Genomic DNA, 26,766 nt, shown 5'->3' with positions numbered 1-26,766 from the left:
GCCGAATACGGAGCTGACAGCCGTCTCCTCAAGCCGCCTTCGCCATAGCCATCTGCAGCAATGCCTTGGCGGCGCTTTCATCCGTGATCAACGTATTGCAGCCGATGCGCTTGATGGTCGCGCTGATCGCCTGGGCGCGGTGGGCGCCGCCGGAGGAAATGACGATGTGCTTCGCCTTCTTGAGCGTATCAAGATCCACGGACATCACCCGCTTGTTGATCGGATGATCGACGGAATTGCCCTCGGCGTCGAGGAAGTTGAACATGGTGTCGCAGACGCAGCCGGCCTCGATCAATTCCTCCAGCTCGCGCTTCGAGATGAAGCCTTCCGAAAGCGAGGTCGATTGCGGGCCGATGTCGCCGCAGCTGACGATGGCGAGATCGAGGTTCTCCGCCAGCCGGTAGATGGCTTCGAGGCCGCATTTTTCGATCAGATTGCGCTTGGTCTCGACGGAATCGACCAGGAGCGGCGCCAGGAACATGTAGCATTCCGCGCCGAGCTGGCTGGCCAGGCGCCATGTATAGTCGATCGGATTGGTCTGGTGGACGGCGACGATGCCGCCGAGCAGGGAGACCACCTTGCAATTGTCGCGGCGGGGAGGGCGGAAGCTCGCGAGCGAGGCCGTCATCGTCCGGCCCCAGCCGACACCGATCGTATAATTGTCGGGGATGGCTTCCGTCAGGAACTGGCCGAGCGCCAGGCCGACGCTCTTTGCCTGCGCATTGACGTCGCCGTTCGCCGGCGCGGGTACGACGATCGCTTCGTCCAGCCCGTAGGTGCGTTCGAGCTTGATGGCCAGCTCGACGCAATCGTCGATGCCCTCGGTGATCCAGATCTGCACCTCGGCGCGGCGCATCGCCTCGTCCAGCAGGCGGATGACGGTGGTGCGGCTGATGCCGAGCTGCTCGGCAACGTCCTTCTGCGTCAGGCCCTGATTGTAATAGAGCCATGCGGCGCGAAGCCTCAGCGACGAGGTCTCCGAATAGGCGGTATGGGTTCCGCGTCTCAGTTTGGCCACAGGTCCTCCGGCAAGATTGTCGCCCGCGCCATTTAAGGTCATGATCCGCCCGGGATGCGAGATGTGGCTATGGCGGATGGTGGGAGCAGGCGAGATCGGCTCTTCTGCTGCCGATATTCTATGACATGAAACTTATGTCAATCGAATTGCACAAATGTCCTTGACTTTTCGGTGCGAGATTGCTGATAGTCAGCAGTGAGGAATTCGGTCTTGTCCAGTCGAGGAGGACAATGTGCGAGTGCTGCTCCGAGCAGATGCCAGGCCGGACAGGGAGCCATATAGGGCGCCCGGTGCCGGCGGAAAGCTTGTTTTCGGAGTGTTGTCTCTTCACCGCTCGGCCGTTCACCGGAAATGGAACTTTCGCACTTTTTATCCCGTTACCGAAACATAGGAGAAGGAAGGCTGCATCCCTGACGCCTTCGAGCCCGTCGGATAAAAAGACGGAATACGCTGCCCGACATCTCCCATCCCCATGGGCCTCATTCAACAAGGATACCTGTTATGACTTCCAAGCTTGACCAACTCCGCGCCATGACGACGGTCGTGGCCGATACCGGCGATATCGAGGCAGTCGCTCGCCTGAAGCCGGTGGATTGCACCACCAACCCGACCATCGTGCTGAAGGCGCTCGGTACGCCGATGTTCGCCGATGCGATCAAGGAAGCCGTCGCCTGGGGCAAGAAGCAGGGCGGCGCGTCGGAAGCCGTCGTCCACGCCGTTGCCGATCGTCTGGCAATCTCGGTCGGCGCGGCGCTCTCCGGTCTCGTTCCGGGCCGCGTCTCGACCGAAGTCGACGCCGACCTGTCCTTCAACACCGAAGCGTCGCTCGCCAAGGCCCGCGCCATCATCGCCGCCTACAAGGAGCGCGGCATCGAGCGCGACCGCATCCTGATCAAGCTCGCCTCCACCTGGGAAGGCATCCGTGCCGCCGAAGTGCTGCAGAAGGAAGGCATCGACTGCAACCTGACGCTGCTCTTCAGCAAGGCCCAGGCCATTGCCTGCGCCGATGCCAAGGCATTCCTGATCTCGCCCTTCGTCGGCCGTATCCTCGACTGGTACAAGAAGTCGACCGGCAAGGACTACACGGCAGAGGAAGATCCGGGCGTTATCTCGGTTCGTGACATCTACCACTACTACAAGTCCAACGACATCAAGACGATCGTCATGGGCGCCTCCTTCCGCAACACAGGCGAAATCGAAGCGCTGGCCGGCTGCGACCGCCTGACGATCAGCCCGAACCTGCTCGACGAACTGTCCAAGGACGAAGGCAAGCTGGAGCGCAAGCTCTCGCCGGAGAACAAGGGTTCCGTCGAAAAGATCGCTGTCGACGAAAAGACCTTCCGCTGGATGATGAACGAAGACGCTATGGCAACCGAGAAGCTCTCCGAAGGCATCCGCGCCTTCGCCAAGGACCTCGGCACGCTGCGCGCCATGGTCAGCAAGGAACTGCAGCTCGCTGCTGCTTAATGCGACTTTGCTTCTCTCTTTAGGGGGGAGCATTTCAATTGAGGGGGTGCCGTAGAGATGCGGCGCCCCTTTTTGTATTATCGAGGGCGCACGGAACTTTTGAGCATGGCGCAACCGCGATACCCCCCTCTGTCCCTGTCGGGACATCTCCCCCACAAGGGGGGAGATTGGCAATCCGCAGCGTTGCTATCGCAAAACAACAGGCATCGTATCTGCTGAGCTACTTTGCTTCATCTTGTGGAGGTGGTGATGCGCCCCAACGATCTCCCCCCTTGTGGGGGAGATGTCACGATAGTGACAGAGGGGGGTATCACAGGCGCGGTGGATGCGAGGCCGGAGATGACCTACCCAATAAACTCCGCCCTGACCTTGTCCGACTCACTGCCGATCGTCGGCGCCGCCAGGCTATTCTTGGCTCTGACGCCATTCACCCGGATCGGGCTTGCGGTCGTGCGCACCGACACGCCGTCGTCGCGCGTCACCGTCTGCAGCATGTCGAGCTGGCGGAAGGCCGCGCTTTGCAGCAGCTGCGGCCAATCCAGCACTTCGGCCGCCCAGATATCGGCGGGCTCCAATATGGCGAGCCATTGCTGAACCGTCTTTTCCTGAAGACGGCTGGCGATCAGGCTCTTGATCTCGTCGCGGTGCTGGAAGGCACCGTCAGGCGTGTATTCGGCAAGGACCGGCAGATCCAGCAGCGGTGCGAGTTTCGACAGGGGCATCATCGCCAGCGCCAGCCAGCCATCGGCGCAGCGATAGACACCATAGGGCGCGGCCAGATAGGCGTGGGCATTGCGCACGGCGGATTTCTTCGGCAGACGGCCGCCGTCGTTCAGGTGCGTCGTCAGCACCTCGAACTGGAAATCGACCAGCGCTTCCAGCAGGCTCGTCTCCACATGCACGCCGCGGCCGGTGACGCCGCGCCGCACGAGCCCGGCGAGAATGGCCTGAACGAGCAGATTGCCGGCCAGCATATCGGCGACGGCGAGCCCGAAGGGCACCGGGCCGTCATCGGCCTCGCCGTTCAGCCACATGACGCCGGAGCGGGCCTGCGCCAGCAGATCCTGGCCGGGAAAGTGGCGCCATTCGTTGTCGGGGCCGTATCCGGTGATGCTGCCATAGACGATGCGGGGATTGATCGCGGCAACGGCGGCGTAATCGAGGCCGAGCCTTTCGATGACGCCGGGGCGGAAGTTCTGGATGACGACGTCGGCCTTGGCAATCAGCGTCCGCAGCTCCCGCAGGTCGTTTTCGTCCTTCATATTGACGGCAAAGCTTTCCTTGCCGCGGTTGATGGCGTGAAAGAGCGTGGAATCGCCGCCGATTTCCGTGTCGCTGAGATAGAGCCTCCGGCAGAGGTCGCCGCCATCGGGCCGCTCGATCTTGATGACGCGCGCGCCGAGATCGCCGAGCCGTAGGGCCGCCATCGGGCCGGCAAGAAACTGGCTCATGTCCAGCACGACGATGCCGGAGAGCAGGCCCTCTTCGTTTTTCGTATTCATGTCAGGCTTTCAGCGGCGGCGCGTCCGACGGCCGGCCGTTCTTGTAGCGCACGGTCTGGATATGCTCGCAATAGAGCACCAGCTCGCCTTCGCCCTTGAAGACTTCGTAGGAGGAGCGGATCAGGCCGAGCTCGGCATATTTCGGCTGCTTATCGAGATTGGTGCGGATGGTGTAGATCGTATCGCCGATGAAAGTGGGCTTGATGAAGCGCAGCTTATCGTAGCCATAGGAAAAGGCGTTGACGCAGTTGGTGGCGACGAGACCCAGGCCGGCGGAAAAGACGAAGGCGCCGGCGACGAGCCGCTTGCCGAACAGGCCCTCGGTTTCGGCGAAGATCTGGTCGCTGACGTAAGGATGCATGTCGAGCACCAGCGCATTGAACTGCTGGGACTCGCCCTCCGAGATCGTACGGCGCAGCGAGCGGATCCTGTGGCCGACCTCGAAATCCTCGTAGAACCAGTTTTCCGCGTTCCAGACTGGGATTTCGGCGTGATCGGCCGGCATGGTCTTCGGATAGGTGCTGGATACGCCGACGGTGGCGGTCATGGCTGTGTCTTTCGCTGGAAATCCTCCGGTCTCAAAGAGACCAGAGGCGCTTGGCATTGAGATGATAAAGTCTGTTGCGTTCGTCATCGCTTACGCCTTGCATCAGCGCATGGGTGGCGGCGACCCAGGTGGAGAGATTGCCGCCGAGCGTGCAGACCGGCCAGTCGCTGCCCCAGATGACGCGATCCCAGCCGAAGCGCGCGATGCAATGTTCGACGAAGGGACGCAGCGTTTCCGGCGTCCAGTCATCGGGGTCGGCATAGGCGACGACGCCGGAAATCTTCACGGTGACGTTCGGCCGCTTCGCAACTTCGGTGATGCCCGAGGACCAGCTTTCGCTGAGCCCGTCCTTCACGGCGGGTACGCCGCAATGATCGAGGACGAAGCGGATATCGGGATTGAGGTCGATCAGCGCGATCGCCTTGGATATCTGGTGCGGCAAGACGCAGAGATCGAAGGTAAGGTTGGTATTGCCGAGCCGCCTCAGGTTTTCGCGAAACAGAGCGCCCTCGGAGACATTGTCAGGCACGACATGCAGCACCCGCCGGAAACCTTTGACGAAGGGGTCGGCGAGCACGCGTTCGAGATAGGCGGGGAAGCCGGCGCTTTCGGGGCGGCAGGCGGCGATAACGCCGCGCAGCAGGCTGCCAGGCTCCCGGCTCAGGCCTTTGACATATTCCGTCTCCCGTTCGATATCGTCTTCGGCGACATCGACTTCCATGTGAAGCGTATCGGTGATCCCGAGCCGCCTGGCCTCGCGCGCATAGTCCCCGTAAAGGCTGTCGCGATCAAGCGGGCCGGCGTCCGCCAGCCAGGGATAGGCGAGGTGTTTCCGGTCGACGATGTGCAAATGACTGTCGAAAAGCATGGCGTTCCTCCCATACCTGCTTGCTCAGCATATACTCACAGAAGAATAGTTTATTCAAATAAAAATTATAGCTCGGCTTTGTCGACCGTGCCGGCCACGGTTTCGGAAATCTCCTTTGCCGCCTCCCGCACATATTGGATGACTTGATCGTAAGTGGGCGCCTTGGGGTTGACGGGCTCGATATAGGGGCAGGTGAGCGCGGCAAGCCCATTGCCGTCCATGGCCAGGACCGGGGCGGAAATGTTGCGCACGCCGCTCGTCTGCAGGCTGTCCATGGTCTCATAGCCCTTTTCGCGGATTGCCCGCAGCTTCTCCTCGAGATCGGCGGGGGGCTCTTCACCCTCCTGATCCTGCTGGCGCCGCTGTTCGTTGATCATCATCTGGCGCTGCTTGTCGTCGCGGAACGCCAGGAGGATGTGACCCGACCCGGTATTGTAGAGATTGATCTGGGCGCCGACGCGGATCGAGATGCCCCAATAGGTCGGTGAATCCTGCTGGGCGATGACGACCACCGAGCCGCGGTCGTAGATCGCCAGATGACAGGCCTGCTCGGCGCGGTTGGAAAATTCGCGCATCAGCGGCGTGGCGAAGGATACGAGCCGGCGCACCGGCGCATGATAATGCGCCAGACCGAAGAGCTTGAGGGTCAGGTAGAACCGATCGCCGTCCTGCCTTTGCACATAGCCGCGCCGCACCAGGCGATCGAGCATGCGGTAGAATTCGTTCGGGCTCTTGTTGAGCGCCTTGGCGATTTCCGCCTGTGTCAGGCCGCCGTCGATCGTCGCCAGCAGCTCCAATATGTCGAGCCCCTTGTCCAGGGCCGGCGCGCGATAGCGATCACTGTCGTCTTCCACACTCATCAACAAGTCCCCCATGCGAAGAAACATGAATCATCATTCATATATGAATGAATGCATTTTACAAGCGCGCGATCACGGCTTGACGGCCAATGAATAAGATGTTTACTTATAAATCATTGATCCATATTTGGGTCGAGAGGGGAATCGGACAAGGGGTCCGATCTTAAGGGAGGAACTTCGATGAGGAATTGGAAGGCCGGTCTCGCTGCCGGCACGATGGCATTGCTTGCCGGTACGGCGGTCTTCGCCGCCGATCAGCCGGGCAAATTTCCGGGTGTGACGATCGACGCCAAGCTCATCGGCGGTCAGCAATACGAGCCGCTTTATGCGCGCATTGCCGAGTGGGAGAAGGAAACGGGCGCCAAGGTCAACATTCTCTCCAAGAAGAACCACTTCGAGCTCGACAAGGAAATCAAGTCCGACATGGCCTCGGGCAGCATTTCCTGGTGCGTCGGCTCGAACCATTCGTCCTTCGCGCCGCAGTATCCTGACCTTTACACCGATCTTTCCAAGCTTCTGCCGAAGGAAGAAATCGACAAGTACGTCGAATCGACCATCCAGGCCTCGACCATCGACGGCCGCCTGATCATGCTGCCGCGCGCCCAGTTCGACGTTTCGGCGCTCTACTATCAGAAGAGCCTCTATAACGACGAGGCCAAGAAGACGGCCTTCAAGGCGAAGTACGGCTACGACCTCGCGCCGCCGAAGACCTGGAAGGAAGTCTCCGATCAGGCGACCTTCTTCTCCAACCCGCCGAACTTCTTCGGCACGCAGTTCCCCGGCAAGGAAGAGGCGATCAACGGCCGCTTCTATGAAATGCTGGTCGCGGAAGGCGGCGAATATCTCGACAAGGACGGCAAGCCTGCCTTCAACTCCGAAGCCGGCGTGCGTGCGCTCGACTGGTTCGTCAACATGTACAAGGTCAAGGCGGTTCCGGCCGGCACGACCAATTATCTCTGGGACGACCTTGGCGCCGGCTTTGCTTCCGGCTCCGTCGCGCTCGATCTCGACTGGCCGGGCTGGGCGACCTATTTCAACGATCCGAAGTCCTCGAAGGTCGCCGGCAATGTCGGCGTCGTCGTGCAGCCCGTCGGCTCCTCCGGCAAGCACACCGGCTGGTCCGGCCATCACGGCTTCTCGGTGACCGAAGCCTGCGCCCACAAGGATGCGGCCGCTTCGCTCGTCCTGTTCCTGACGAACGACGACTCGCAGAAGCTCGAAGCCGCCAACGGCACGCTGCCGACCCGCAAGGCGGTCTGGGATTGGGATATCCAGCAGGCGGCTTCCGACCCCTACAAGAAGGAAGTGCTGAGCACCTTCCAGGAATCGATGAAATACGCCTTCCCGGTTCCGCGCACGCCGCAATGGATCGAGATTTCCAACGTCGTCTATCCCGAACTCCAGGCCGCCATCCTCGGCGACAAGACGTCCAAGGAAGCGCTCGATACCGCAGCCCAGAAGGCCACGGATGTCCTGAAGGACGCAGGCGCGCTCTAAGCCACGCAATCGAAGTCCCGCGCATTCGACCGCGCGGGACTTCCGCAATCTGACTTCGAGAATGGCTTTCGGTCGGCACCGCAAGGGGCCGGTCTGTTCAGCCGGTTTTCTGCCGGCTTCTCGGTCCCAGGTAATTCATTCCACGCAGTCCGGGCCACGCTGCCGAGGAATGCCGACAGGTGCAAACCATGCTCAAAAGAATATCTCCACCGGTCCTGCTTCTTCTTCCGGCGATCATCGTCCTTGCGGCCGTGGTGCTGTTTCCGTTGCTTCTGTCCTTCTATTCGAGCTTCACGCCGTTTCGCCTGACCCGGCCGGCGACGCTCTTTACCTTCATCGGCCTGCGCAACTACATCCGCATCCTGACGGATCCGGTGTTCCTGGCTGCTTTCGTGCGGACCGTCGTGCTGCTGACGATCGCGCTCAACCTGGAAATGCTGCTCGGATTGGGATTGGCCCTGCTGGTCAACAAGGCGACGCACGGCAAGCGCATCCTGCGCACGCTGATGATGTTTCCGATGATGTTTTCGCCCGTGCTCGTCGGCTTCCAGTTCAAATTCATGTTCAACGACAATGTCGGCATCATCAACAATGCCCTGCAGTCGCTCGGCATTACCAATGATGCGATCCCCTGGCTGATCGACGGTAATCTGGCGCTGCTGTCCATTGTCATCGCCGAGGTCTGGTCTTCGACATCGGTCTTCGCCATCCTCATTCTCGCCGGCCTGCTTGCCATGCCGCAGGAGCCCGTCGAGGCCGCCAAGGTCGACGGCTGTACGAGCTGGCAGACCTTCCGCTATGTCACCTGGCCGTTCCTTATGCCCTTTGCCTTCATCGCCATGACGATCCGTTCGCTCGACGTCGCTCGCGCCTACGACATTGTCAAGATCATGACCGATGGCGGCCCGGCGCGGCGCACGGAGCTGATCTGGACGCTGGTCGGGCGTACCGCCTATGCCGATGCGCAGATGGGGCTCGCCAACGCCATGGCCTATGTCTCGATCATTCTGTCGATCGCCTTCACAGTCTATTTCTTCCGTAAGCTGGCGCTTGCCCGCACCCAGATCGGAGCGGAGTGGTAATCATGGATCGCAACGCTCAACAACGCCTGCATCGCCGTATCGGGAAAGTCGTCTATCTCATCGGCCTCTTCATCGCGATGCTCATCATCTGCCTGCCGGGCTTCTGGATCATCATCAGCTCGCTGCGCCCGACCGTCGAAATCATGGCGAAGCCGGCGGTCTGGATTCCGCAAGAGCTTTCGCTGGAAGCCTATCGCTCGATGTTCAGCGGCGTGGGGCAGGGCGGCATTCCCGTCTGGGAGTATTTCCGCAATTCGCTCGTCATCTCCGTCACCTCGACTGCCATCGCGTTGGTGATCGGCATGTCCGGCGGCTATGCCTTCGCCCGCTTCCGCTTTCGCGGCAAGTCGGCCGTGTTCCTGGGGCTGATGCTGACGCGCTCCGTGCCCGGCGTTGCTCTGTCGCTGCCGCTGTTCATGGTCTATGCGCGGCTCGGCATCATCGACACGCATTTCGGCCTGATCCTCACCTATGTCGCGCTGAACGTGCCCTTCACCATATGGCTGATCGACGGCTTCTTCCGGCAGGTGCCGAAGGATCTTGCAGAAGCCGCGCAGATCGATGGCTGCACCCGCTGGCAGGCCTTCTGGCAGGTGGAATTCCCGCTTGCCGGCCCCGGCATCGCATCGGCAGGCATCTTCGCCTTCCTCACCTGCTGGAACGAATATGCCCTGGCCTCGCAGCTGACGCGCTCCGTCGATTCCAAGACGCTGCCCGTGGGCCTGCTCGACTATACGGCCGAATTCACCATCGACTGGCGCGGCATGTGCGCGCTCGCGGTCGTGATGATCATTCCGGCGCTCGCTCTCACTTTCATCATTCAGAAGCATCTGGTGTCGGGTCTGACATTCGGTGCGGTCAAAGGTTGATCTTCATGGCTCAGGTTTCCCTCAAAAAACTCGTGAAGCGCTATGGCGCTCTGGAAATCGTCCACGGGATCGATCTCGATATCGCGGACAAGGAGTTCATCGCGCTCGTCGGCCCGTCCGGCTGCGGCAAGTCGACGACGCTGCGCATGATCGCCGGCCTCGAAGAGGTTTCAGGCGGTACGATCGAGATCGGCGATACCGTCGTCAACGACCTGCCGCCGCGCGACCGCAACATCTCCATGGTGTTCCAGTCCTATGCGCTTTATCCGCATATGACCGTGCGCGAGAACATGGGCTTTTCGCTGAAGATCGCCAAGCAGCCACAGGCCGAGATCGACCGGCGCGTCAACGAGGCGGCTGCCATTCTGAGCCTCGAGGCCCTGATGGATCGTCGCCCGGCGCAGCTTTCCGGCGGTCAGCGCCAGCGCGTCGCCATGGGCCGCGCCATCGTGCGCCAGCCGGAAGTGTTCCTGTTCGACGAGCCGCTGTCGAACCTCGATGCCAAGCTGCGCACGCAGATGCGCACCGAGATCAAGAAACTGCATGCCAAGGTGCAGTCGACCGTGGTCTATGTCACGCACGACCAGGTCGAAGCCATGACGCTGGCCGACCGTATCGTCATCATGCGCGATGGCTATATCGAGCAGGTCGGCACGCCGGACGAGGTGTTCAAGAAGCCCGCCACGCGCTTTGTCGCCGGCTTCATCGGTTCGCCGCCGATGAATATCGAGGAGGCCACCGTGAAGGCGGGCGAACTCGTGTTCAAGAACGACGACCGGCTGCCGCTGCCGAGCCAGTTTGCCGGCAAGGTCAAGGAAGGCGAGAAGGTCGCCTTCGGCCTCAGGCCCGACGATATCTTCCCGACCGGTCACGGTCTGCATTCCGGCACGGAATCGGCCGTATACGAACTGACGCTGCCTGTCGCTATCACCGAGCCGCTCGGCAACGAGACGCTCGTCTTCGTCGAATTCGCCGGGCGCGAATGGGTGACCCGCATGCTCAATCCGCGCGCGCTGAAGAGCGGCGAACGGCTGAAGATGAGCTTCGACCTCAGTCAGGCGCACCTCTTCTCCGTCGAAACCGGCAAGAGCCTGGCAAACTAAGGAGCCGACCCATGGCACGTATCGAAAAAATTGAGCTGCGCATGGTCGACCTGCCGCCGAAGGTGAAGCGGACGGATGCGATCCAGAGTTTCGTCAGCCAGGAAACGCCGATCGTCACCATCACCGACAGCGACGGCACCGTCGGCACCGGCTACAGCTATACGATCGGTACCGGCGGCTCTTCCGTCATGCGGCTGCTGTCCGACCATCTGGTGCCGCTTCTGATCGGCGAGGATGCCGATCGCATCGAGGCGATCTGGCACAAGCTGGAATTCGCCACTCACGCGACGACCATCGGGCCCATCACCGCGCTGGCGCTCGCCGCCATCGACACGGCGCTGTGGGACCTGCGGGCCAGGAAGCAGGGCCTGCCGCTCTGGAAGCTCGCCGGCGGCGCCAAGGACCGTTGCCCGCTCTACACCACAGAGGGCGGCTGGCTGCATATCGAGAAGGAAGCCTTGGTCGAGGACGCCCTGCAGGCGAAGGCCAAGGGCTTTTCCGGCTCGAAGGTCAAGATCGGCAAGCCGCATGGCTCCGAGGATTACGACCGGCTTGCGGCGATGCGCCTGGCGCTCGGCTCCGGCTTCGAGATCATGACGGACTGCAATCAGGGCTTTACCGTCGACGAGGCGATCCGCCGCGCCGCGCGGCTGAAGGAGCTGGACCTCGCCTGGATCGAGGAACCGCTGCCGGCCGACGATCTCGACGGCCATATCCGGCTGACGCGCTCGACGCCGACGCCGATCGCGGTCGGCGAATCCATGTATTCGATCCGGCATTTCCGTGAGTATATGCAGAAGGGCGCCTGCTCGATCGTCCAGGTGGACGTCGCCCGCATCGGCGGCATCACGCCCTGGCTGAAGGTGGCCCATGCCGCCGAGGCCTTCGACATTCCGGTCTGCCCGCACTTCCTGATGGAGCTGCATGTCAGCCTCGTCTGCGCCGTGCCGAACGGGAAATATGTCGAATACATCCCGCAGCTCGACGATCTCACCACGAAGGGCATGGAGATCGTCGATGGCCGGGCGCTGGCTCCTTCCGAGCCCGGTCTCGGCATCGCCTGGGACTGGGAGGCGGTGAAGGCGCGCTCGATCGGCGAATTCACGCGGGAAATCCACGGCTGAGGAGGAACGCGCCATGCAGCGGATGGGAATGGTGATCGGCCTGGAACCGGCTAAGGTCGCGGAATACAAGGCGCTTCACGCGGCCGTCTGGCCCGAGATCCTGGCGCTGATCTCCGAATGCAACATCACCAACTATTCGATCTTCCTGAAGGAGCCGGAAAATCTCCTGTTCGGCTATTGGGAATATGTCGGCACGGATTTCGCGGCCGACATGCGCAAGATGGCGGCCAGCCCGAAAAACCAGGAATGGTGGTCCGTCTGCATACCCTGCCAGAAGCCGCTCGAGACCCGCAAGGAAGGTGAGTGGTGGGCCATGATGGAAGAGGTGTTTCATCATGATTAGCTTCCAACAAGAGGTTCTCACTCCGCCAGCGGGGAGACTGGGGAGGGAATACCCCCCTCTGTCAGCTTCGCTGACATCTCCCCCACAAGGAGGGAGATTGGTCACTCGCGGTTATCTCTCGCAAACAACAGGCATCGAATTTGCTGACAAGACAGCTATTCGTTTCCCGAGGCGGCACGAAACGTTCCCCACGATCTCCCCCCTTGTGGGGGAGATGTCACGTAGTGACAGAGGGGGGTGTGTAGCTTCAGCAAACTCCAAAGCTAATGCTTCGGGAGCACTTCAATGACCTTCGATCCCAAATCCCTCCGCCAGTGGTGGCCGAAGCCTTCGAACCCTCGTTCGATCGTGATTTTCGGCGCCGGCAGCATTGTCGACGACGCGCATCTTCCGGCTTACAGGCAAGGCGGTTTTCCTGTCGCCGGCCTTTACGACCCGGATACCGAAAAGGCGGCGGCACTTGCCGGTCAATGGGGCATTCGCGCCTTTGCGTCCGAGGCCGAGGCGCTGGCCGTCAAGGGTGCGATCTTCGATCTCGCGACACCGCCGGCGGCACATGCCGCGATCCTTGCGAAATTGCCGCGCGGCTCGTTCGCGCTGATCCAGAAGCCGATGGGCAGCGATCTTGCCGGGGCCACCGAGATTCTGAGGGTCTGCCGCGAGCGCGACATCAAGGCGGCCGTCAATTTCCAGCTGCGCTTCGCGCCGATGATGCTGGCGCTCTACGATGCGGTTGACAAGGGCTATCTCGGCGAAGTCGTCGATTTCGACGCCTGGCTGGCGCTTGCGACGCCATGGGGGCTCTGGCCTTTCCTGAAGGGCCTGCCGCGGATCGAGATCGCCATGCACTCGATCCATTATTTCGATTTCATTCGCGGACTGCTCGGCAACCCCCAGGGCATCCACGCCAAAACCATTGGCCACCCCAACCACGATGTCGCGCAGACGCGGACGGCGGCGATCCTCGATTATGGCGACAAGGTACGCTGCGTGCTCTCGGTCAATCACGACCATGATTTCGGCCGCAAGTATCAGGCCTGCGAATTCCGCATCTCAGGCACGAAGGGAGCCGCCTATATCAAGCTTGGCGTCAACCTCGACTATCCGCGCGGCGAGCCGGACGAGCTCTGGATCCGTCCCGAGGGTGGCAGTGACTGGGTGGAGGTCAAGCTGGAGGGCGCCTGGTTCCCGGATGCTTTCGTCAACCGCATGGCCAACCTGCAGCGCTTCGCAGCCGGAGAAGATCGGGAACTGATCGGCTCCGTCGAGGATGCCTGGCAGACCATGGCGCTTGTCGAAGCCGCCTATCAGTCGAGCGCCGCTCCGGCGACGCCGATTGCAGAACTTCCAAAGGCTTGAGAAATGGCAGAGCAAACCATCTATTTCGAAGACTACGAGCCCGGCCATGTCAGGCTGACCACCGGGCGGACGATCACCGAGACCGATTTTGTCGTTCACGCCGGCCATACCGGCGATTTCTTTCCGCACCACATGGATGCCGAATTCGCCAAGACCTTGCCCGGCGGCCAGCGTATCGCGCATGGCACGATGATCTTCGCGATCGGCGTCGGGCTGACCGCGTCGCTCATCAATCCCGTCGCCTTTTCCTATGGCTACGACCGGCTGCGCTTCGTTCGTCCGGTGCATATCGGCGATACGATCCGCACCCGCGTCACCATCTCGGCGAAAGAGGATGATCCGAAGCGGCCGGCGGCCGGCCGTGTCGTCGAGCGTTGCGAGGTGCTGAACCAGCGCGACGAAGTCGTGCTCGCCGCCGATCACATCCTGATCGTCGAGCGCAAGCCGGGCGCGGAGAAGGCATGATGGTGAAGCTCAAGGGAATGACCTGGTCGCATCCGCGCGGCTATGATCCGATGATCGCCTGCTCGAAGCAATGGCAGCAAAAGACCGGCGTCGAAATCAGCTGGGAGAAGCGCTCGCTGCAGGATTTCGAGACATTCCCGGTGGAGGAACTTGCCGCCGCTTACGATCTCATCGTCATCGATCATCCGCATGTCGGGCAGATCACCCGCGAAAACTGCCTGTTGCCGCTCGACGATGCGGCGCACTCGCAGGAAGTCGCTGCGATCGCCGCCGGCACCGTCGGGCGCTCCTATCCGAGCTACAACTGGCAGGGCCACCAATGGGCCTTTCCGCTCGACGCGGCGACGCAGGTGCAGGCCTATCGGCCGGACCGGCTGGGCGCGCCGGTCAGGGATCTTGCCGAGTTCGTGACTCTGGCGGCGGAAGGCAAGGCGATCCTGCCGATGCGGCCGCCGCATTCGCTGATGACTTTCATCACGCTTGCTGCCCATCTCGGCACGCCCTGCAGCATCGAGGGACCTGACTTCATCGCGAAAGCCGACGGCGAGGCGGTGCTCGACTGGATGGCGCGGATCGTCGCAGCCATGGATGCCCGCTGCTACGAGATGGACCCGATCGCCGTGCTCGATCTGATGGGGCAGCCCGACAGTCCTTATCTGGCCTCGCCTTTCATCTACGGCTATGTGAACTATTCCTTTGCCGGATTCAGGCTGGCGAGGATCGCCTTTGCGGATATGCCCGTCATCGACGGCCGTGCGCCGAACGGCTCGGCGCTGGGCGGCACCGGAATTGCCGTTTCGTCGCGCACCCGCGCGCCTGAAGAGGCGAAGGCCTTTGCGCGCTGGATAGCAAGCGGTTCGGTGCAGGCAGGCATCTATGCCGATGGTAACGGTCAGCCCGGCCATGCCGACGCCTGGGTCAGCGATGCCGTCAATGCGCCGGCGCTCGGCTTTTACCGCAACACGCGCGCCACGCTGGAGGGCGCCTATGTGCGGCCGCGGCATGACGGCTACATGGCATTCCAAAGCGAGGCATCCGAGGTGATTAGCGATGGACTGCGAACCGGCGAGCGGCATACAGTCCTAATCGAAAAGCTCAACCGGCGCTTCGCGCAATCGTTCGAAGGTTAAGGCAAAGACCGCGCATCTGTTTGTTATTGCATGATCTTATTCAAGACGTCGCCAGCGATTTTTTCCGGCGGCCGGAATGGATGAGATCATATTCCCGAGGAAAGGATCAGGATTATGGGTCACGGGTTGGAAGGCAAGAAGGTCGTCATCACGGCGGCGGGGCAGGGCATCGGCCGGGCTTCGGCGGAGCGCTTCATTTCGCTCGGCGCGCATGTCTACGCCACCGACATCAACGAGCAGACGCTCTCGACGCTCGACGGCGCCACCAAGCACATATTGAACGTGCTCCACGGTGCGGCGGTCAAGGCTTACGCGGAAGAGATTGGCCCGATCGACGTGCTCTTCAACTGCGCCGGCTTCGTCCATGCCGGCACGATCCTCGATTGCGAGGAGAAGGATTGGGATTTCTCCTTCAACCTCAATGCCAAGGCGATGTACACGACCTGCCGCACTTTCCTGCCGGGCATGCTGGAGAAGGGCAAGGGCTCGATCGTCAACATGGCCTCGGTCGCTTCCAGCGTGAAGGGCGTGCCCAATCGCTTTGCCTATTGCGCCTCCAAGGCTGCCGTCATCGGGCTTACCAAGTCGATCGCCGCCGATTTCGTTTCCAGGGGCATTCGCGCCAACGCCATTTGCCCCGGCACGGTCGACAGCCCCTCCCTGCATGAGCGGCTGCGGGCAACCGGCGACTATGACAAGGCGATGAAGGATTTCATCGCGCGCCAGCCGATGGGCCGGATCGCGACCGCCGAGGAGATCGCCGCGCTGGTGACCTACCTGGCCGGTGACGAAGCGGGCTTCACGACGGGCCAGGCCCATGTCATCGACGGCGGCTGGACGGCCTGAGCCTCGTTTTGCCCGGAGCAATTCCAGGAAAAGTGCATAGCGGTTTTTCGTCCGGAATTGCATAAAAACAAAAGGATAGAGCGTTTTCGCGATTCGAGGAAAAGCGGAAAGGCTCTAACCGAGGTCTCGTATTGCGGGGCCTCCTTTTATTTGCCACTCTTTTCAGCGAATCGATTTGTTGAGACGCGGCTGTGATCGGAGAATGGCATGGATGCCAACGGGCCTTTGTATCGCTCCAGAGGGTTCGTGCTATGGCGCAAGCATCATGTGATCCTGATTTCCATACTTGCAGGCATTGCGGTCTTCCTGCTGCTGACATCCCGGCAATTGAATGTCGGCAACCTGCTTATCGCGTGGGATACGACCGCCGTCGTTTACATTATCTATAGCCTGTACCGGATGCTGACGGCCGATGCGCAGCGCATTCGCAAACGCTCCGCCGATCTCGATTTTTCCGACATATTTCTGCTGTTTCTGTCGATCGCGGCAGCGGTTGCCAGCATTGGCGGGATCGTGCTGGATCTGCTGGGCGTCAAGGACGCGCCGCCCGCAGTCGGCCTGTTCCGCCTCATGGTGGCGATCGCGACGATCCTGATTTCATGGACGTTCCTGCACACGCTGTTCACGATCCACTACGCGCATCGCTTCTATGGCGGCCCCGGCAAGGGGCAGGGGCTGAAATTCGCCGAGCCGGTCGAGGAGCCGATCTATTGGGACTTCCTCTATTTCTCCTTCACCATCGGCGTGGCGGCGCAGACCGCCGATATCGGCATTTCCACCGTATCGATGCGTAAGCTGGCGCTGCTGCACGCCATCCTGTCGTTCCTGTTCAATACGACGATCCTGGCGCTGGCTATAAATGTCGGGGCGAGCCTGATCTAGGCCCGCCCCTTCAACGATAGCGGCTTGTTTCGTCAGACGACGGCGTTGCCTGCCATGACAGCCAGGACCAGGAACACCAGGAAGATGATCAGGAAGATGGCGAAGAGAACGCGCGCGATGGTTGCGGTTGCGGCCGACACGCCGGAAAAGCCGAAAAAGCCGCTGATCAGCGAAACTACAAAGAAAATAAGAGCCCATTTCAGCATTTAGCAGTCTCCTCTGCGTTGTACTCTTTAAAGACGCGGGAGATGGAAAATTGTTCCGAAGGCGTTTCGATTAATGGGGGATTGCCGGCTTTCGCAGGAGTTGCAGAGAGTGCGGCCCCCCTCTGTCCCGGCAGGGACAGAGGGGGTGTAGCGGTGCGTCAAGCTCGAAAAGGATGGTCAAATCGAGAGCTATGCCTCACCCGTGATTGATCATCACATGCCGTACGGCGGTATAGTCTTCGATGGCGTAGACCGACATGTCCTTGCCATAGCCGGATTGCTTCAGGCCGCCATGCGGCATTTCGTTGACGAGCATGAAGTGGGTGTTGATCCAGGTGCAGCCATATTGCAGCCGCGCGGCCGTCTGCATGCCGCGGCTGATATCCTTGGTCCAGACCGAGGAGGCAAGGCCGTAGTCGCTGTCATTGGCCCAGGCAACGGCGTCGTCGGGATTGGTGAAGCGGGTGACCGAGACCACGGGGCCGAAGACCTCGCGGCGGACGATCTCGTCGTCCTGCGTGGCGCCGGCAACGATGGTCGGCGCATAGAAGAAGCCGCGTTCGCCTGAGGTCTTGCCGCCGGTGGTGATCTCCATGTGCTTGTGTTCGGCAGCGCGGGTGACGAAGCTTTCGACGCGGTCGCGCTGGCGCTTGGAGATCAGCGGGCCGATCTCGTTTTCCGTGTCGTCGGCCTGGTTGAACTTGATGCTGGAGACGGCGGAGGTGAGGTCGGCGACGAAATTGTCGTAGACCTTGGCATCGGCATAGATGCGGCAGGCGGCGGTGCAGTCCTGGCCGGCATTGTAGTAGCCGAAGGTCCGGATGCCGGTGACGACGGCATCGATATCAGCATCGTCGAAGATGATGACGGGCGCCTTGCCGCCGAGTTCGAGATGCGTGCGCTTGACCGTCTTGGCGGCAGCCTGAAGCACTTTCTTGCCGGTGGCGACGTCGCCGGTGATGGAGACCATGCCGATCTTCGGATGGTTGATGAGTGCGTTGCCGACGCTTTCGCCACGGCCAAGGATGACGTTGACCACGCCCTCGGGCAGGATATCGGCGAGCAGCTTCGCCATCTTCAGCGCCGTCAGCGGGGTCTGCTCGGAGGGCTTGAAGACGACGGTGTTGCCGCCGGCAATGGCCGGCGCCAGCTTCCAGGCCATCATCATCAGCGGATAGTTCCAAGGCGCGATCGAGCCGACGATGCCGACCGGATCACGGCGGATCATCGAGGTATGGCCGGGCAGATATTCGCCGGCGACCGGGCCATGCAGGTTGCGCACCGCGCCGGCGAAGAAGCGATAGCAATCGACGATGGCGGGGATCTCGTCATTGAGCACGGCATTGATCGGCTTGCCGCAGTTCAGCGCCTCGAGCGCCGCGAAGCCTTCGGCATCCCTCTCGATGGCGTCGGCGATCTTGAGGAGATAGGCCGAGCGCTGGCCCGGCGTCGTCTGCGACCAGCTGGTGAAGGCTTTTTCCGCGGCATCGACGGCGGCATCGATCTGGCCGAGCGAGGCTTCCGGCAGGGCAAGCACGGTTTCGCCCGTCTTCGGGTTGAGGACACGCTCTTCGGTTTCCGTACCCGCTTCGAAGCGGGAGCCGATCAGCATCTGGGTATCCATTATTCTCTCCCTTTTCATTTGCCGCCGCCGGCGATCTGGTCGCCGTCGCGGGTAAGATAGTAGGCTGCCAGGATCGGCAGGAAGGTGACGAGCACGACGACCATGGCGACGACATTGGTTACGGGGCGCTGGCGCGGGCGGATAAGTTCCTCCAGCATCCAGATCGGCAAGGTCATCTGCTGGCCGCCGGTGAAGGTGGTGACGATGACTTCATCGAAGGACAGCGCGAAGGCGAGCATGCCGCCGGCGAGCAGTGCGGTGCCGATATTCGGCAGGACGATATGGCGGAAGGTCTGGAAGCCGTCGGCGCCGAGATCCATCGAGGCCTCGATCAGCGAACCGGAGGTACGGCGGAAACGGGCGACGGCATTGTTGTAGACCACGACGACGCAGAAGGTGGCATGGCCGAGAACGATCGTCCAGACCGAGAAGGGGATGTCGAAGAGGCTGAAGGCGGAGCGAAGCGCAATACCGGTGATGATGCCGGGCAGAGCGATCGGCAATATGACCAGCAACGACACCGCCTCGCGGCCGAAGAACTTCGTCTGGCTGACGGCTGCGGCGCATAGGGTGCCGAGGAGCAGAGCGATGATGGTTGCGATGGTCGCGACCTGAACCGATAGCGCCAATGCCGACCAGACATCAGGCCTGTTCCAGGCAATGCCGAACCATTGCAACGTGAGTCCCGGAGGCGGCCACTGGTAGCTCTTTTCCTCCGTCGTGAAGGCATAGACGAAGATCAGCAGGATCGGCAGGTGCAGGAAAAGCAGGCCGCCTGCAGCCGCGATCTTCAAAGGGAAGGAGGCGCGTTGGCCACGATCAGAGCGCATCGAAAGCTCCCTGTTTCTTGGCGATCCAGAGATAGATGGCCATGATGACGATGGGCACGACCGAGAAGGCGGCGGCCAGCGGCACGTTGCCGGCGGTGCCCTGCTGCGTATAGACGGCCTGGCCGATGAAGAGGCGCGAGGAACCGATGATCTGCGGGATGATATAATCGCCCAGTGTCAGCGAGAAGGTGAAGATGGAGCCGGCGACGACACCCGGCAGGGCGAGCGGCAACAGCACCGTGCGGAAGGTTTGGTTCGGCGTGGCACCGAGGTCGGACGAGGCTTCCAGCAGGTTTGCCGGCACGCGCTCGAGAGCGGCCTGCGTCGGCAGGATCATATAGGGCAGCCAGATATAGACGAAGACGAGGAAGGTGCCGATGTAGCTGACCGAGAGCGAGTTGCCGCCGATGACGGGCAGGGCGAGCACGCCGTCGAGCAGCCAGCTCAGGTGCAGCTTGTCGAAGATCCAGGTGAGGATGCCTTCCTTGGCGAGGATCAGCTTCCAGGCGTAGACCTTGACCAGATAGCTCGACCAGAGCGGTAGCATGACGCCGAGATAGAACAGGGCCTTCCATTTGCCCTGCGCATAGCGCGCCGCATAATAGGCAATGGGGAAGGCGACGAAGCCGGAGGCCAGCGTGACGAGGGCAGCCATGGCCACCGTGCGCACGATGATGTCGAAGTTCGCGCTGTTCAGCAGCTGCGCATAGGTCGAGAGGGTAAACTGGTAGTTCACCATTCCCGAGAAGTCGTCGATCGAGAAGAAGCTCTGCAGCAGCAGCGCAATTAGCGAGCCGATATAGATGACGCCGAGCCAGAGCAGCGGCGGTGTCAGCATCAGGAACAGCAGCAGCTTCGGGCGGCGCCAGAAGAGATCCGAGAGGCGGCCGAAGACACCGCCGCGGCTCGGCAGGATCGAGGCCGGCACCTGCTGTGCCGAGGTGGGAAAGGCGGCGGCGTTCATGCGGCGTCATCCATGTAATGCACATCCGCCGGCAGCCATGCGAGGCGGACGGCAGCGCCGGTGTCGGGTGCCGACTGGCCGGCGGGCACGGTCACATGCAGGCGCGCGCCGTTTGCTTCCACAGAGAGGCGCGTAGCGGCACCGAGGAAACTCGTCGCTTTCACCGTCGCTGCCACGCCGCTCTCCTCGGTCACACGGATTGCCTCGGGGCGCAGGCTTGCCCAGCGGCGTTCGCCGCCGAGCGACGACATGACGTCGGGGGAAATCACGTTGGAAGAGCCGACGAAATCGGCGACGAAACGGGTCCTTGGTTTCTGGTAGATATCGTGCGGCGTGCCCTGCTGCACGATGCGGCCATCGTTGAAGACGGCAACGCGGTCGGCCATGGACAGTGCCTCGCCCTGATCATGCGTGACGAAGACGAAGGTGATGCCGAGCGCCCGCTGCAGGGTCTTCAGTTCCTCCTGCATCTGCTCGCGCAGTTTCAGGTCCAGCGCGCCGAGCGGTTCGTCGAGAAGCAGGACTTTCGGCTTGTTGACGAGGGCGCGGGCGAGCGCCACGCGCTGGCGCTGGCCGCCGGAGAGCTGACCGGGGCGGCGGGCGCCATAGCCCGGCAGCTTTACCAGCTCCAGAGCCTGTTCGGCGGCGCGCAGCCTTTCGCTTTTGCCGACACCCTTGACCATCAGCCCGTAGGCGACGTTGTCGAGGATGTTGAGATGCGGAAAGAGCGCATAATCCTGGAAGACCGTGTTGACGTTGCGCCGGTAGGGCGGCACGCCTTCGGCGGTCTCGCCGAAGATCTCGATATGGCCGCCTGTGGGTTGCTCGAAGCCGGCAATCAGCCTGAGGCAGGTGGTCTTGCCGGAACCGGAAGGGCCGAGCATGGCGAAGAATTCGCCGGGCGCGATTTCCAGATCGACCCGGTCCACAGCGCGGACCTGACCGAAATGGCGCGACACCTGCTGGAAACGAACGGCGTTCATGGGATGCTCCAGGGGTACTTGTTTTCCTTCTCCCCCGTGGGGAGAAGGTGCCCGATAGGGCGGATGAGGGGGCTGAAGAGCGGAGCGAAGCGGGGGTTGAGCGGCAAGCGAAACGCAGCTTTTGCTATGCTGCGCCACCCCCTCATCCGACCCTTCGGGCCACCTTCTCCCCCAGGGGAGAAGGTAAGTTCCTACCGTCCGCCGATCACGCCGATATAGTCGGAAACCCAACGGTGATAGGGCACGCATTCGCTCTGCGTGCTGCACTTGGCGACGGGCGTCTTCCAGAACCGGATCTTGTCGAAGTGGTCGTAGCCGTTGGTGGCGCAACCGCTGTCGGTGAGCAGCTCGTTGCCCTTGCAGGCTGCGGGAACGGAGGGCACGGCACCGAACCAGGCGGCGGCATCACCCTGGACCTTGGCCTGGAGCGAATGCTCCATCCACATATAGGCGCAGTTCGGGTGCTCGCTGTCGGCATGCAGCATGGTGGTATCCGCCCAGCCCGTCGTTCCCTCGTCGGGGAAGGTGGAGGCGATCTTCTGCTTGTCGGACTGCAAGAGATTGACCTGGAACGGCCAGGAGCCCGAGGCGACGACGCCTTCGTTCTTGAAATCGTCGGTCTGGATCATGGCGTCATGCCAGTAGCGGCTGACGAGCTTGCGCTGGCCGCGCAGGAGGTCGAGGGCGGCTTTATACTGGTCTTCGTTGAGCTCGTAAGGGTCCTTGATGCCGAGTTGCGGCTTGTGGGCCATGAGGTAGAGGGCGGCGTCGGCAATGTAGATCGGGCCGTCATAGGCCTGCACGCGGCCCTTGTTGGACTTGCCGTCGGGCAGGGTCATTTCCTCGAAGACGACATTCCAGCTCTTGGGCGCCTCGCCCTTGAAGGCGTCCGTGTTGTACATCAGCACGTTCGGCCCCCAGAGGTAGGGAACCCCGTAATGGACGCCGTTGACCGTATGCCATGGCGCATTCTTCAATCGGTCGTCGAGGTTCTTCCAGCTCGGGATCAGGTCGATATTGATCGGCTGGACGCGCTTGCCGGCAACGAGCCGCAGCGAAGCATCACCGGAAGCGGTGACGAGGTCGAAGCCGCCTTCGTTCATCAGCGCGACCATTTCGTCGGACGTCGCCGCGGTCTTGACGCTGACCTTGCAGCCGGTTTCCTTTTCGAAGCCGGTTACCCAGTCGTAATTCTTGTCGCTCTCGCCGCGCTCGATATAGCCGGCCCAGGCGACGATGCTGACGGCGCCTTCGCCCTTGCCGAGCGTCTTCAGCGGCTCGGCGGCGATGACCTGCGTGGCAAAACTTAAGCATGCGAGTGCAGCCGTGCATGATTTCAGCAGATGCTTCATCGGACTCTCCCGGTTTTTGAATCTTGATATTGTGGAGCCAGTGGCTGGCTTTTTGTTCCCGGTAGAAAAGGTGACGCGATTTCGCCGCATTCGCAAATTCATTTATCAGAAAGGCGATATCGGAAATTCCGATTCCTAGGGGCTCGGTCATGGGACGGAAGGGAGACCGCGCCGTAGGCACTGACATGGTAGCACGCGCGGCTGGAGTTTAAATCCAAGCAAAGCGTTGTCGGTGCTGCGGTTTCAGGAGCCGCGCGGTGTGCCGTTTGGAGGCGGCAACGGCGAATGTATTCGAACGCGCGTTCTTCATCCATTCAGCGCGATCGAAAAAAAATGAAATAGGTTGTCGACTCCCGGCGATCTCAATCGTCCTAGTGAACGGAGCTAGCCGCAATGCGCCGGCGCGGATCTCTGCCCTAGAGTGCTGGCATGTATGGAGGTAGAATTGACTAAAGTAAAAGTTGCTGGGTTCAGTGTCTCGCTTGACGGTTTCGCCGCGGGCATCGATCAGAGTTTGGATCGCCCGCTTGGCTTGCGAGGCGAGGAGCTTTTTCAGTGGTTCTTCCCGACGCGGGCGTTTCGTCAGATGCTCGGAAAAGACGACGGAGAAACGGGCGTCGATGACCGGTTCGGCCAACGCGCGATGCAAGGTTTCGGCGCCTTCATCCTCGGCCGAAACATGTTCGGGCCCATTCGCGGGGAGTGGCCTGATGATCAGTGGAAAGGCTGGTGGGGTGACAATCCGCCTTATCACGCACCGACTTTCATACTGACGCATTATCCCAGGCCATCGATCGAGATGCTCGGGGGAACGACATTTCACTTTGTCACTGGCGGCATCGAGGAGGCGTTGCAAAGGGCGCGCGAGGCGGCGGGCGCAAAGGACGTCAAGATCGGCGGCGGTGCCGAGACGGTGAGGCAATATGTTCAGGCCGGCCACGTCGATGAAATTCACCTTGCCTTTGTCCCCACAGCGCTGGGGCAAGGAGAACCGCTCTTTAGCGGCATTGATCTTCATGCGCTGGGATACCGGACGATCGAACATGTTCCGACGGAGCGAGCCACGCATATCGTTCTCGCGAAGTAGAGCTGGAGATTGATAGGCTATGGGGCTCCCGAGGTCTTGCTTATCGCCACCAGTTCCTGACTGCCCTGTGCAAACGGCTGCGATCGAGCGGTGAGCGGAACCTCGCTGCTCGACTGGTTGAGTCCAGAGCCCAAAGCATTTCGAGGAAAGACCCTACGGGCGGGCGAAGACTTCTGGCTGTAATTTCCCAGCCTTCATAAGATGTTGCAGGGTGTAGGACACGGAAAGCGCATCGTCGAGCGCGTCATGCCCCTGCAAGGGGGGATGGTCTACTTTATAATAGTCGGCGAGCTTGTTGCTTGGGGTCTTCGCCAGATCCTCGATGGGCATTCCGGCTGCCAGCAGCAATTTGACGGCGTTGTCGAAGCGGTGGGCGGGAATTGGGGGCTGGATGCCGGCGATATAACAGCTGATCGCCACCATGTTCAGCTCGTCCTTGCCCCAGGACCAGAAGCGCGCGTCGTCCGAGAAGCTGTCGAGGCCGGCAAGTGCATCCTGCAAGGTGACGCCTTCCGTCTCTATATTCTCTTCGGTGATGCCGGTGAGCGCGGTGAAGAACGGGTCGAGCGCGTACCGGTTGCCAAATCTGTCGATGGGGCGGACATAGGCCTTATAGGTGCCGAGAATGGGGAAGTCTCGTTCCAGCCCCAGTTTTACCGCCCCGATCTCGGCGATCACCGGGTCCGGATCATGGGCAGCACACCAGAATCGGCGTTGCGAGCCTTCGAGACAAAGAAATTCGCAGTCGAATATGATGGCGGTCTTCATGATCGATCCTCCACTCCTTGGTGCCTGTGGAATAGCTCTCCACTACCGCTGCCGTCCGGTGCGCATGCTCTCGGCAACACCCACGAAATCTCGGGCCGCCTGCGGCAGGCTCGATCCCTTTCGCCAGACCATGCCGACCTGCACCACCGGCAGCGAGCCGGAGACGTCACGGCTCTCGATGCGGTCGCCTTCCAGAGACCAGGGCCGATAGACGAGATCCGGCAGCAGCGCGACGCCGGCGCCGGTCGCAACCAGGCTGCGCACCGCTTCGACGGACCGCGTGCGGAAGGCGACATGAGGGCGTGCGCCGAGCGCGGTCAGCAGCTTGCCGGTATTCTCCTCGATCTCGTCGATCGTCAGCATGATCAGCGGTTCGCGGCTGATGTCGGCGACACTGATGATATCGGCGGAGACGAGGGGGTGGCCCATCGGCAGCCAGAGGCGATAGGGCGAGGTCTCCAGGATTTCGGCCTGCAGGGCCATGCGGTCCCGCAGGTTGGAAATGACCATGACGGCGACGTCGAGTTCGCCACCAACCAGAAGATGTTCCAGATAGCCGCCATTATCCTCGATGGCGCTGACCTCGACACCGGGGCAGGCGCGGCGATAACGCGCCAGAAGATCCGACAGCACATAGCCGGCGACGAGCGATGTCACCCCGATGTTCAGCGTGCCGCCGGCCTCGTTCCGCTTGCCGGAAAAGCTGGTGCGCGCATCGGAAACGGTTGCCAGGATCTTCGTCGCGTGGCGCAGGAACTGGTGGCCGTTATGCGTGATGGACAGTCCGCGCGGATGGCGCTCGAACAGCTCGACGCCGAGGTCGCTTTCAAGCTCCTTGAGGGCTTCGGTCACCGAGGATTGCGAGATCGACAGGTTCTGCGCGGCACGCGTCACGGAGCCCTGTTCGGCTACGGCGACGAAGTATTGCAGCTGTCTCAAGGTGAAGGCCATGCTCCGGTTAGAGCATGTCGGCGGCACGGAACGCAAGCGCCTGTCATTGTTATGAAAGTTTGGACCTTTTTTGGTAATGATGTCGTCGGCATCGCAAGTTTCGTCACTGTTTTAAGTATTCCGAAACGCCAATTCCCTAACGTGAGGGTTGATCATCTTTGTCGGCTTGGAGTGGTCTATGCTGGAGCAGTTGGCGTGAGCGCCTTACTGCACATTTTCCGGTTGCCCCGGAAGTTTGTCGTCATTATCGGCGGAGTGGCCTTTCTCGTAGGCTCCTCCGGCGTTTTGGCGCTTTGTATCGGCAAGGACAAGCTGCTCGGCCTCGCATCCGCTTCCCCCGGCGGCCTCCAGTGCACGGACATCAACCTGGTCACCATTCGCAAGGACAACCGCTTCTGGATCCGCAAATATATCAGCACTGAACCGACCGATGGCCTGACGCGGGTAAAGACCGCGCTCAGGGTCGCCAAGGCGGTCTATCAGGAACAGAAGCCCGATCTCGTTCAGGTTGTGGTTCTCGACAAGAACGGGCCGACGTTGCGCTCCGATATCCGTGGCCGGGCTCTGGGAGCCGACGTCGTCTACGTGCCGCACCCCGACAAGCTCGTCGATGGAAATTCCGAGGCGCCGGTGACGGCGCGGTACTTCGATGGCGGCGCGAGCAATGCGGGTCTTTTCTATGGCGAGCAGATCACCATGCTGCCGCAGGATATCGACGCCGCGATCGCCGGAATGAAGGACTATAGCGATTGCGACAATGCGCTGGCCGCCGACAATGGCGATGCCAAGAAGGACAAGATGAAAGCGGCGATCGCCGCCGAAGACAAGGCGGCTGCGAAACAGGCGGATGCGCACGATGCCAAGCCGTTGCCGCCGGAGCCGAAATCCACCGGCAACGTGCAGCCGGGTTATGACGAAAACGGTGAGTTCATCGGTGCCGACGCCGGCAAGGGAAAGAACCCGTCACCCGGGCTGGATCCGACGATGACGGGGGCGGCCGACCGCCGCTCTCCCGTCACGAACTGACCGGAATTGACGC

27 protein-coding genes are annotated in these 26,766 nt (G+C 61.5%); 14 read left to right on the top strand and 13 right to left on the bottom strand.

Annotated elements, in window-relative coordinates; genetic code table 11:
• Nucleotides 1-28: 28 nt before the first annotated feature.
• Nucleotides 29-1,018: a sugar-binding domain-containing protein gene (locus GR212_RS12410; protein WP_163986860.1), complete on the bottom strand. Its 990-nt coding sequence runs from the start codon at nucleotides 1,016-1,018 to the stop codon at nucleotides 29-31.
• A 501-nt stretch (nucleotides 1,019-1,519) separates the two neighbouring features.
• Between GR212_RS12410 and tal the strand changes: the two genes are divergently transcribed.
• Nucleotides 1,520-2,485 carry a transaldolase gene (gene tal, locus GR212_RS12405; protein ID WP_163986859.1) on the top strand — a complete coding sequence of 322 codons (966 nt, stop codon included), beginning with the start codon at nucleotides 1,520-1,522 and terminating at the stop codon, nucleotides 2,483-2,485.
• 344 nt (nucleotides 2,486-2,829) lie between these two features.
• Here tal and GR212_RS12400 read toward each other — a convergent pair whose 3' ends face one another.
• The 4 genes from GR212_RS12400 to GR212_RS12385 all read right to left on the bottom strand — a co-directional run bounded on the left by GR212_RS12400 (nucleotide 2,830) and on the right by GR212_RS12385 (nucleotide 6,262).
• Nucleotides 2,830-3,987 carry a CaiB/BaiF CoA transferase family protein gene (locus tag GR212_RS12400; protein ID WP_163986858.1) on the bottom strand — a complete coding sequence of 386 codons (1,158 nt, stop codon included), beginning with the start codon at nucleotides 3,985-3,987 and terminating at the stop codon, nucleotides 2,830-2,832.
• 1 nt (nucleotide 3,988) lies between these two features.
• Entirely contained in the window at nucleotides 3,989-4,534 is a 546-nt protein-coding gene (locus tag GR212_RS12395; RefSeq protein WP_163986857.1) for a MaoC family dehydratase, read from the bottom strand.
• 31 nt (nucleotides 4,535-4,565) lie between these two features.
• A complete protein-coding gene (locus tag GR212_RS12390; protein WP_163986856.1) occupies nucleotides 4,566-5,402 on the bottom strand; it encodes an amidohydrolase family protein in 837 nt (278 codons plus the stop codon).
• Nucleotides 5,403-5,467: 65 nt separating this feature from the next.
• A complete protein-coding gene (locus GR212_RS12385; protein WP_163986855.1) occupies nucleotides 5,468-6,262 on the bottom strand; it encodes an IclR family transcriptional regulator in 795 nt (264 codons plus the stop codon).
• A gap of 180 nt (nucleotides 6,263-6,442) precedes the next feature.
• Between GR212_RS12385 and GR212_RS12380 the strand changes: the two genes are divergently transcribed.
• From GR212_RS12380 to GR212_RS12330, 11 genes are all read left to right on the top strand, one after another.
• Nucleotides 6,443-7,759 (top strand): sugar ABC transporter substrate-binding protein, encoded by a 1,317-nt coding sequence (locus tag GR212_RS12380; protein ID WP_163986854.1) that lies wholly within the window; start codon nucleotides 6,443-6,445, stop codon nucleotides 7,757-7,759.
• A 188-nt stretch (nucleotides 7,760-7,947) separates the two neighbouring features.
• Entirely contained in the window at nucleotides 7,948-8,841 is an 894-nt protein-coding gene (locus tag GR212_RS12375) for a carbohydrate ABC transporter permease (RefSeq protein WP_163986853.1), read from the top strand.
• Nucleotides 8,842-8,843: 2 nt separating this feature from the next.
• Nucleotides 8,844-9,710, top strand: coding sequence for a carbohydrate ABC transporter permease (locus tag GR212_RS12370; RefSeq protein ID WP_163986852.1), 867 nt, complete (start codon nucleotides 8,844-8,846; stop codon nucleotides 9,708-9,710).
• A gap of 5 nt (nucleotides 9,711-9,715) precedes the next feature.
• Nucleotides 9,716-10,813 carry an ABC transporter ATP-binding protein gene (locus tag GR212_RS12365; protein WP_163986851.1) on the top strand — a complete coding sequence of 366 codons (1,098 nt, stop codon included), beginning with the start codon at nucleotides 9,716-9,718 and terminating at the stop codon, nucleotides 10,811-10,813.
• Between the two features lie 11 nt (nucleotides 10,814-10,824).
• Entirely contained in the window at nucleotides 10,825-11,937 is a 1,113-nt protein-coding gene (locus GR212_RS12360) for a mandelate racemase/muconate lactonizing enzyme family protein (RefSeq protein ID WP_163986850.1), read from the top strand.
• Between the two features lie 13 nt (nucleotides 11,938-11,950).
• Nucleotides 11,951-12,280, top strand: a complete 330-nt coding sequence (locus GR212_RS12355) for an L-rhamnose mutarotase (RefSeq protein WP_163986849.1) — start codon at nucleotides 11,951-11,953, stop codon at nucleotides 12,278-12,280.
• 285 nt (nucleotides 12,281-12,565) lie between these two features.
• On the top strand, nucleotides 12,566-13,639 hold the full coding sequence (locus GR212_RS12350; protein WP_163986848.1) for a Gfo/Idh/MocA family protein: 1,074 nt from the start codon (nucleotides 12,566-12,568) through the stop codon (nucleotides 13,637-13,639).
• Nucleotides 13,640-13,642: 3 nt separating this feature from the next.
• On the top strand, nucleotides 13,643-14,104 hold the full coding sequence (locus GR212_RS12345) for a MaoC/PaaZ C-terminal domain-containing protein (protein ID WP_163986847.1): 462 nt from the start codon (nucleotides 13,643-13,645) through the stop codon (nucleotides 14,102-14,104).
• Nucleotides 14,101-15,234: an extracellular solute-binding protein gene (locus GR212_RS12340; protein WP_163986846.1), complete on the top strand. Its 1,134-nt coding sequence runs from the start codon at nucleotides 14,101-14,103 to the stop codon at nucleotides 15,232-15,234. Before GR212_RS12345 ends, GR212_RS12340 begins: the two co-directional genes overlap by 4 nt.
• Nucleotides 15,235-15,348: 114 nt before the next feature.
• Nucleotides 15,349-16,080, top strand: coding sequence for an SDR family oxidoreductase (locus tag GR212_RS12335; protein WP_163986845.1), 732 nt, complete (start codon nucleotides 15,349-15,351; stop codon nucleotides 16,078-16,080).
• Between the two features lie 207 nt (nucleotides 16,081-16,287).
• Nucleotides 16,288-16,962, top strand: coding sequence for a DUF1345 domain-containing protein (locus GR212_RS12330; RefSeq protein WP_163986844.1), 675 nt, complete (start codon nucleotides 16,288-16,290; stop codon nucleotides 16,960-16,962).
• Nucleotides 16,963-16,994: 32 nt separating this feature from the next.
• Here the strand turns inward: GR212_RS12330 and GR212_RS12325 are convergent, their stop codons facing one another.
• The 6 genes from GR212_RS12325 to GR212_RS12300 form a co-directional block, all read right to left on the bottom strand.
• The gene (locus GR212_RS12325) at nucleotides 16,995-17,168 is read right to left on the bottom strand and encodes a DUF1328 domain-containing protein (protein ID WP_034483222.1); all 174 of its coding nucleotides are present in this window, start codon (nucleotides 17,166-17,168) and stop codon (nucleotides 16,995-16,997) included.
• A 196-nt stretch (nucleotides 17,169-17,364) separates the two neighbouring features.
• On the bottom strand, nucleotides 17,365-18,792 hold the full coding sequence (locus tag GR212_RS12320; protein ID WP_163986843.1) for a gamma-aminobutyraldehyde dehydrogenase: 1,428 nt from the start codon (nucleotides 18,790-18,792) through the stop codon (nucleotides 17,365-17,367).
• Nucleotides 18,793-18,806: 14 nt separating this feature from the next.
• The gene (locus GR212_RS12315; RefSeq protein WP_163986842.1) at nucleotides 18,807-19,622 is read right to left on the bottom strand and encodes an ABC transporter permease; all 816 of its coding nucleotides are present in this window, start codon (nucleotides 19,620-19,622) and stop codon (nucleotides 18,807-18,809) included.
• Entirely contained in the window at nucleotides 19,612-20,586 is a 975-nt protein-coding gene (locus GR212_RS12310; protein ID WP_163986841.1) for an ABC transporter permease, read from the bottom strand. Before GR212_RS12310 ends, GR212_RS12315 begins: the two co-directional genes overlap by 11 nt.
• On the bottom strand, nucleotides 20,583-21,569 hold the full coding sequence (locus GR212_RS12305) for an ABC transporter ATP-binding protein (protein ID WP_163986840.1): 987 nt from the start codon (nucleotides 21,567-21,569) through the stop codon (nucleotides 20,583-20,585). Before GR212_RS12305 ends, GR212_RS12310 begins: the two co-directional genes overlap by 4 nt.
• 191 nt (nucleotides 21,570-21,760) lie before the next feature.
• A complete protein-coding gene (locus tag GR212_RS12300; protein ID WP_163986839.1) occupies nucleotides 21,761-22,921 on the bottom strand; it encodes an ABC transporter substrate-binding protein in 1,161 nt (386 codons plus the stop codon).
• A 445-nt stretch (nucleotides 22,922-23,366) separates the two neighbouring features.
• Between GR212_RS12300 and GR212_RS12295 the strand changes: the two genes are divergently transcribed.
• The gene (locus tag GR212_RS12295) at nucleotides 23,367-24,008 is read left to right on the top strand and encodes a dihydrofolate reductase family protein (protein ID WP_163986951.1); all 642 of its coding nucleotides are present in this window, start codon (nucleotides 23,367-23,369) and stop codon (nucleotides 24,006-24,008) included.
• 153 nt (nucleotides 24,009-24,161) lie between these two features.
• On the opposite strand, the gene GR212_RS12290 is transcribed toward GR212_RS12295, so the two are convergent.
• Nucleotides 24,162-24,776: a 3'-5' exonuclease gene (locus tag GR212_RS12290; protein WP_163986838.1), complete on the bottom strand. Its 615-nt coding sequence runs from the start codon at nucleotides 24,774-24,776 to the stop codon at nucleotides 24,162-24,164.
• Between the two features lie 42 nt (nucleotides 24,777-24,818).
• Nucleotides 24,819-25,727, bottom strand: coding sequence for a LysR family transcriptional regulator (locus tag GR212_RS12285; protein WP_004117752.1), 909 nt, complete (start codon nucleotides 25,725-25,727; stop codon nucleotides 24,819-24,821).
• 195 nt (nucleotides 25,728-25,922) lie between these two features.
• Between GR212_RS12285 and GR212_RS12280 the strand changes: the two genes are divergently transcribed.
• On the top strand, nucleotides 25,923-26,753 hold the full coding sequence (locus GR212_RS12280; RefSeq protein WP_163986837.1) for a hypothetical protein: 831 nt from the start codon (nucleotides 25,923-25,925) through the stop codon (nucleotides 26,751-26,753).
• The last annotated feature ends 13 nt before the right edge of the window (nucleotides 26,754-26,766 follow it).

This window comes from Martinezella lusitana (assembly GCF_010668395.1).
GTDB classification, from domain to species: Bacteria; Pseudomonadota; Alphaproteobacteria; order Rhizobiales; family Rhizobiaceae; genus Rhizobium; species Rhizobium lusitanum_A.
This window is presented reverse-complemented; position numbering and strand designations above follow the sequence as displayed.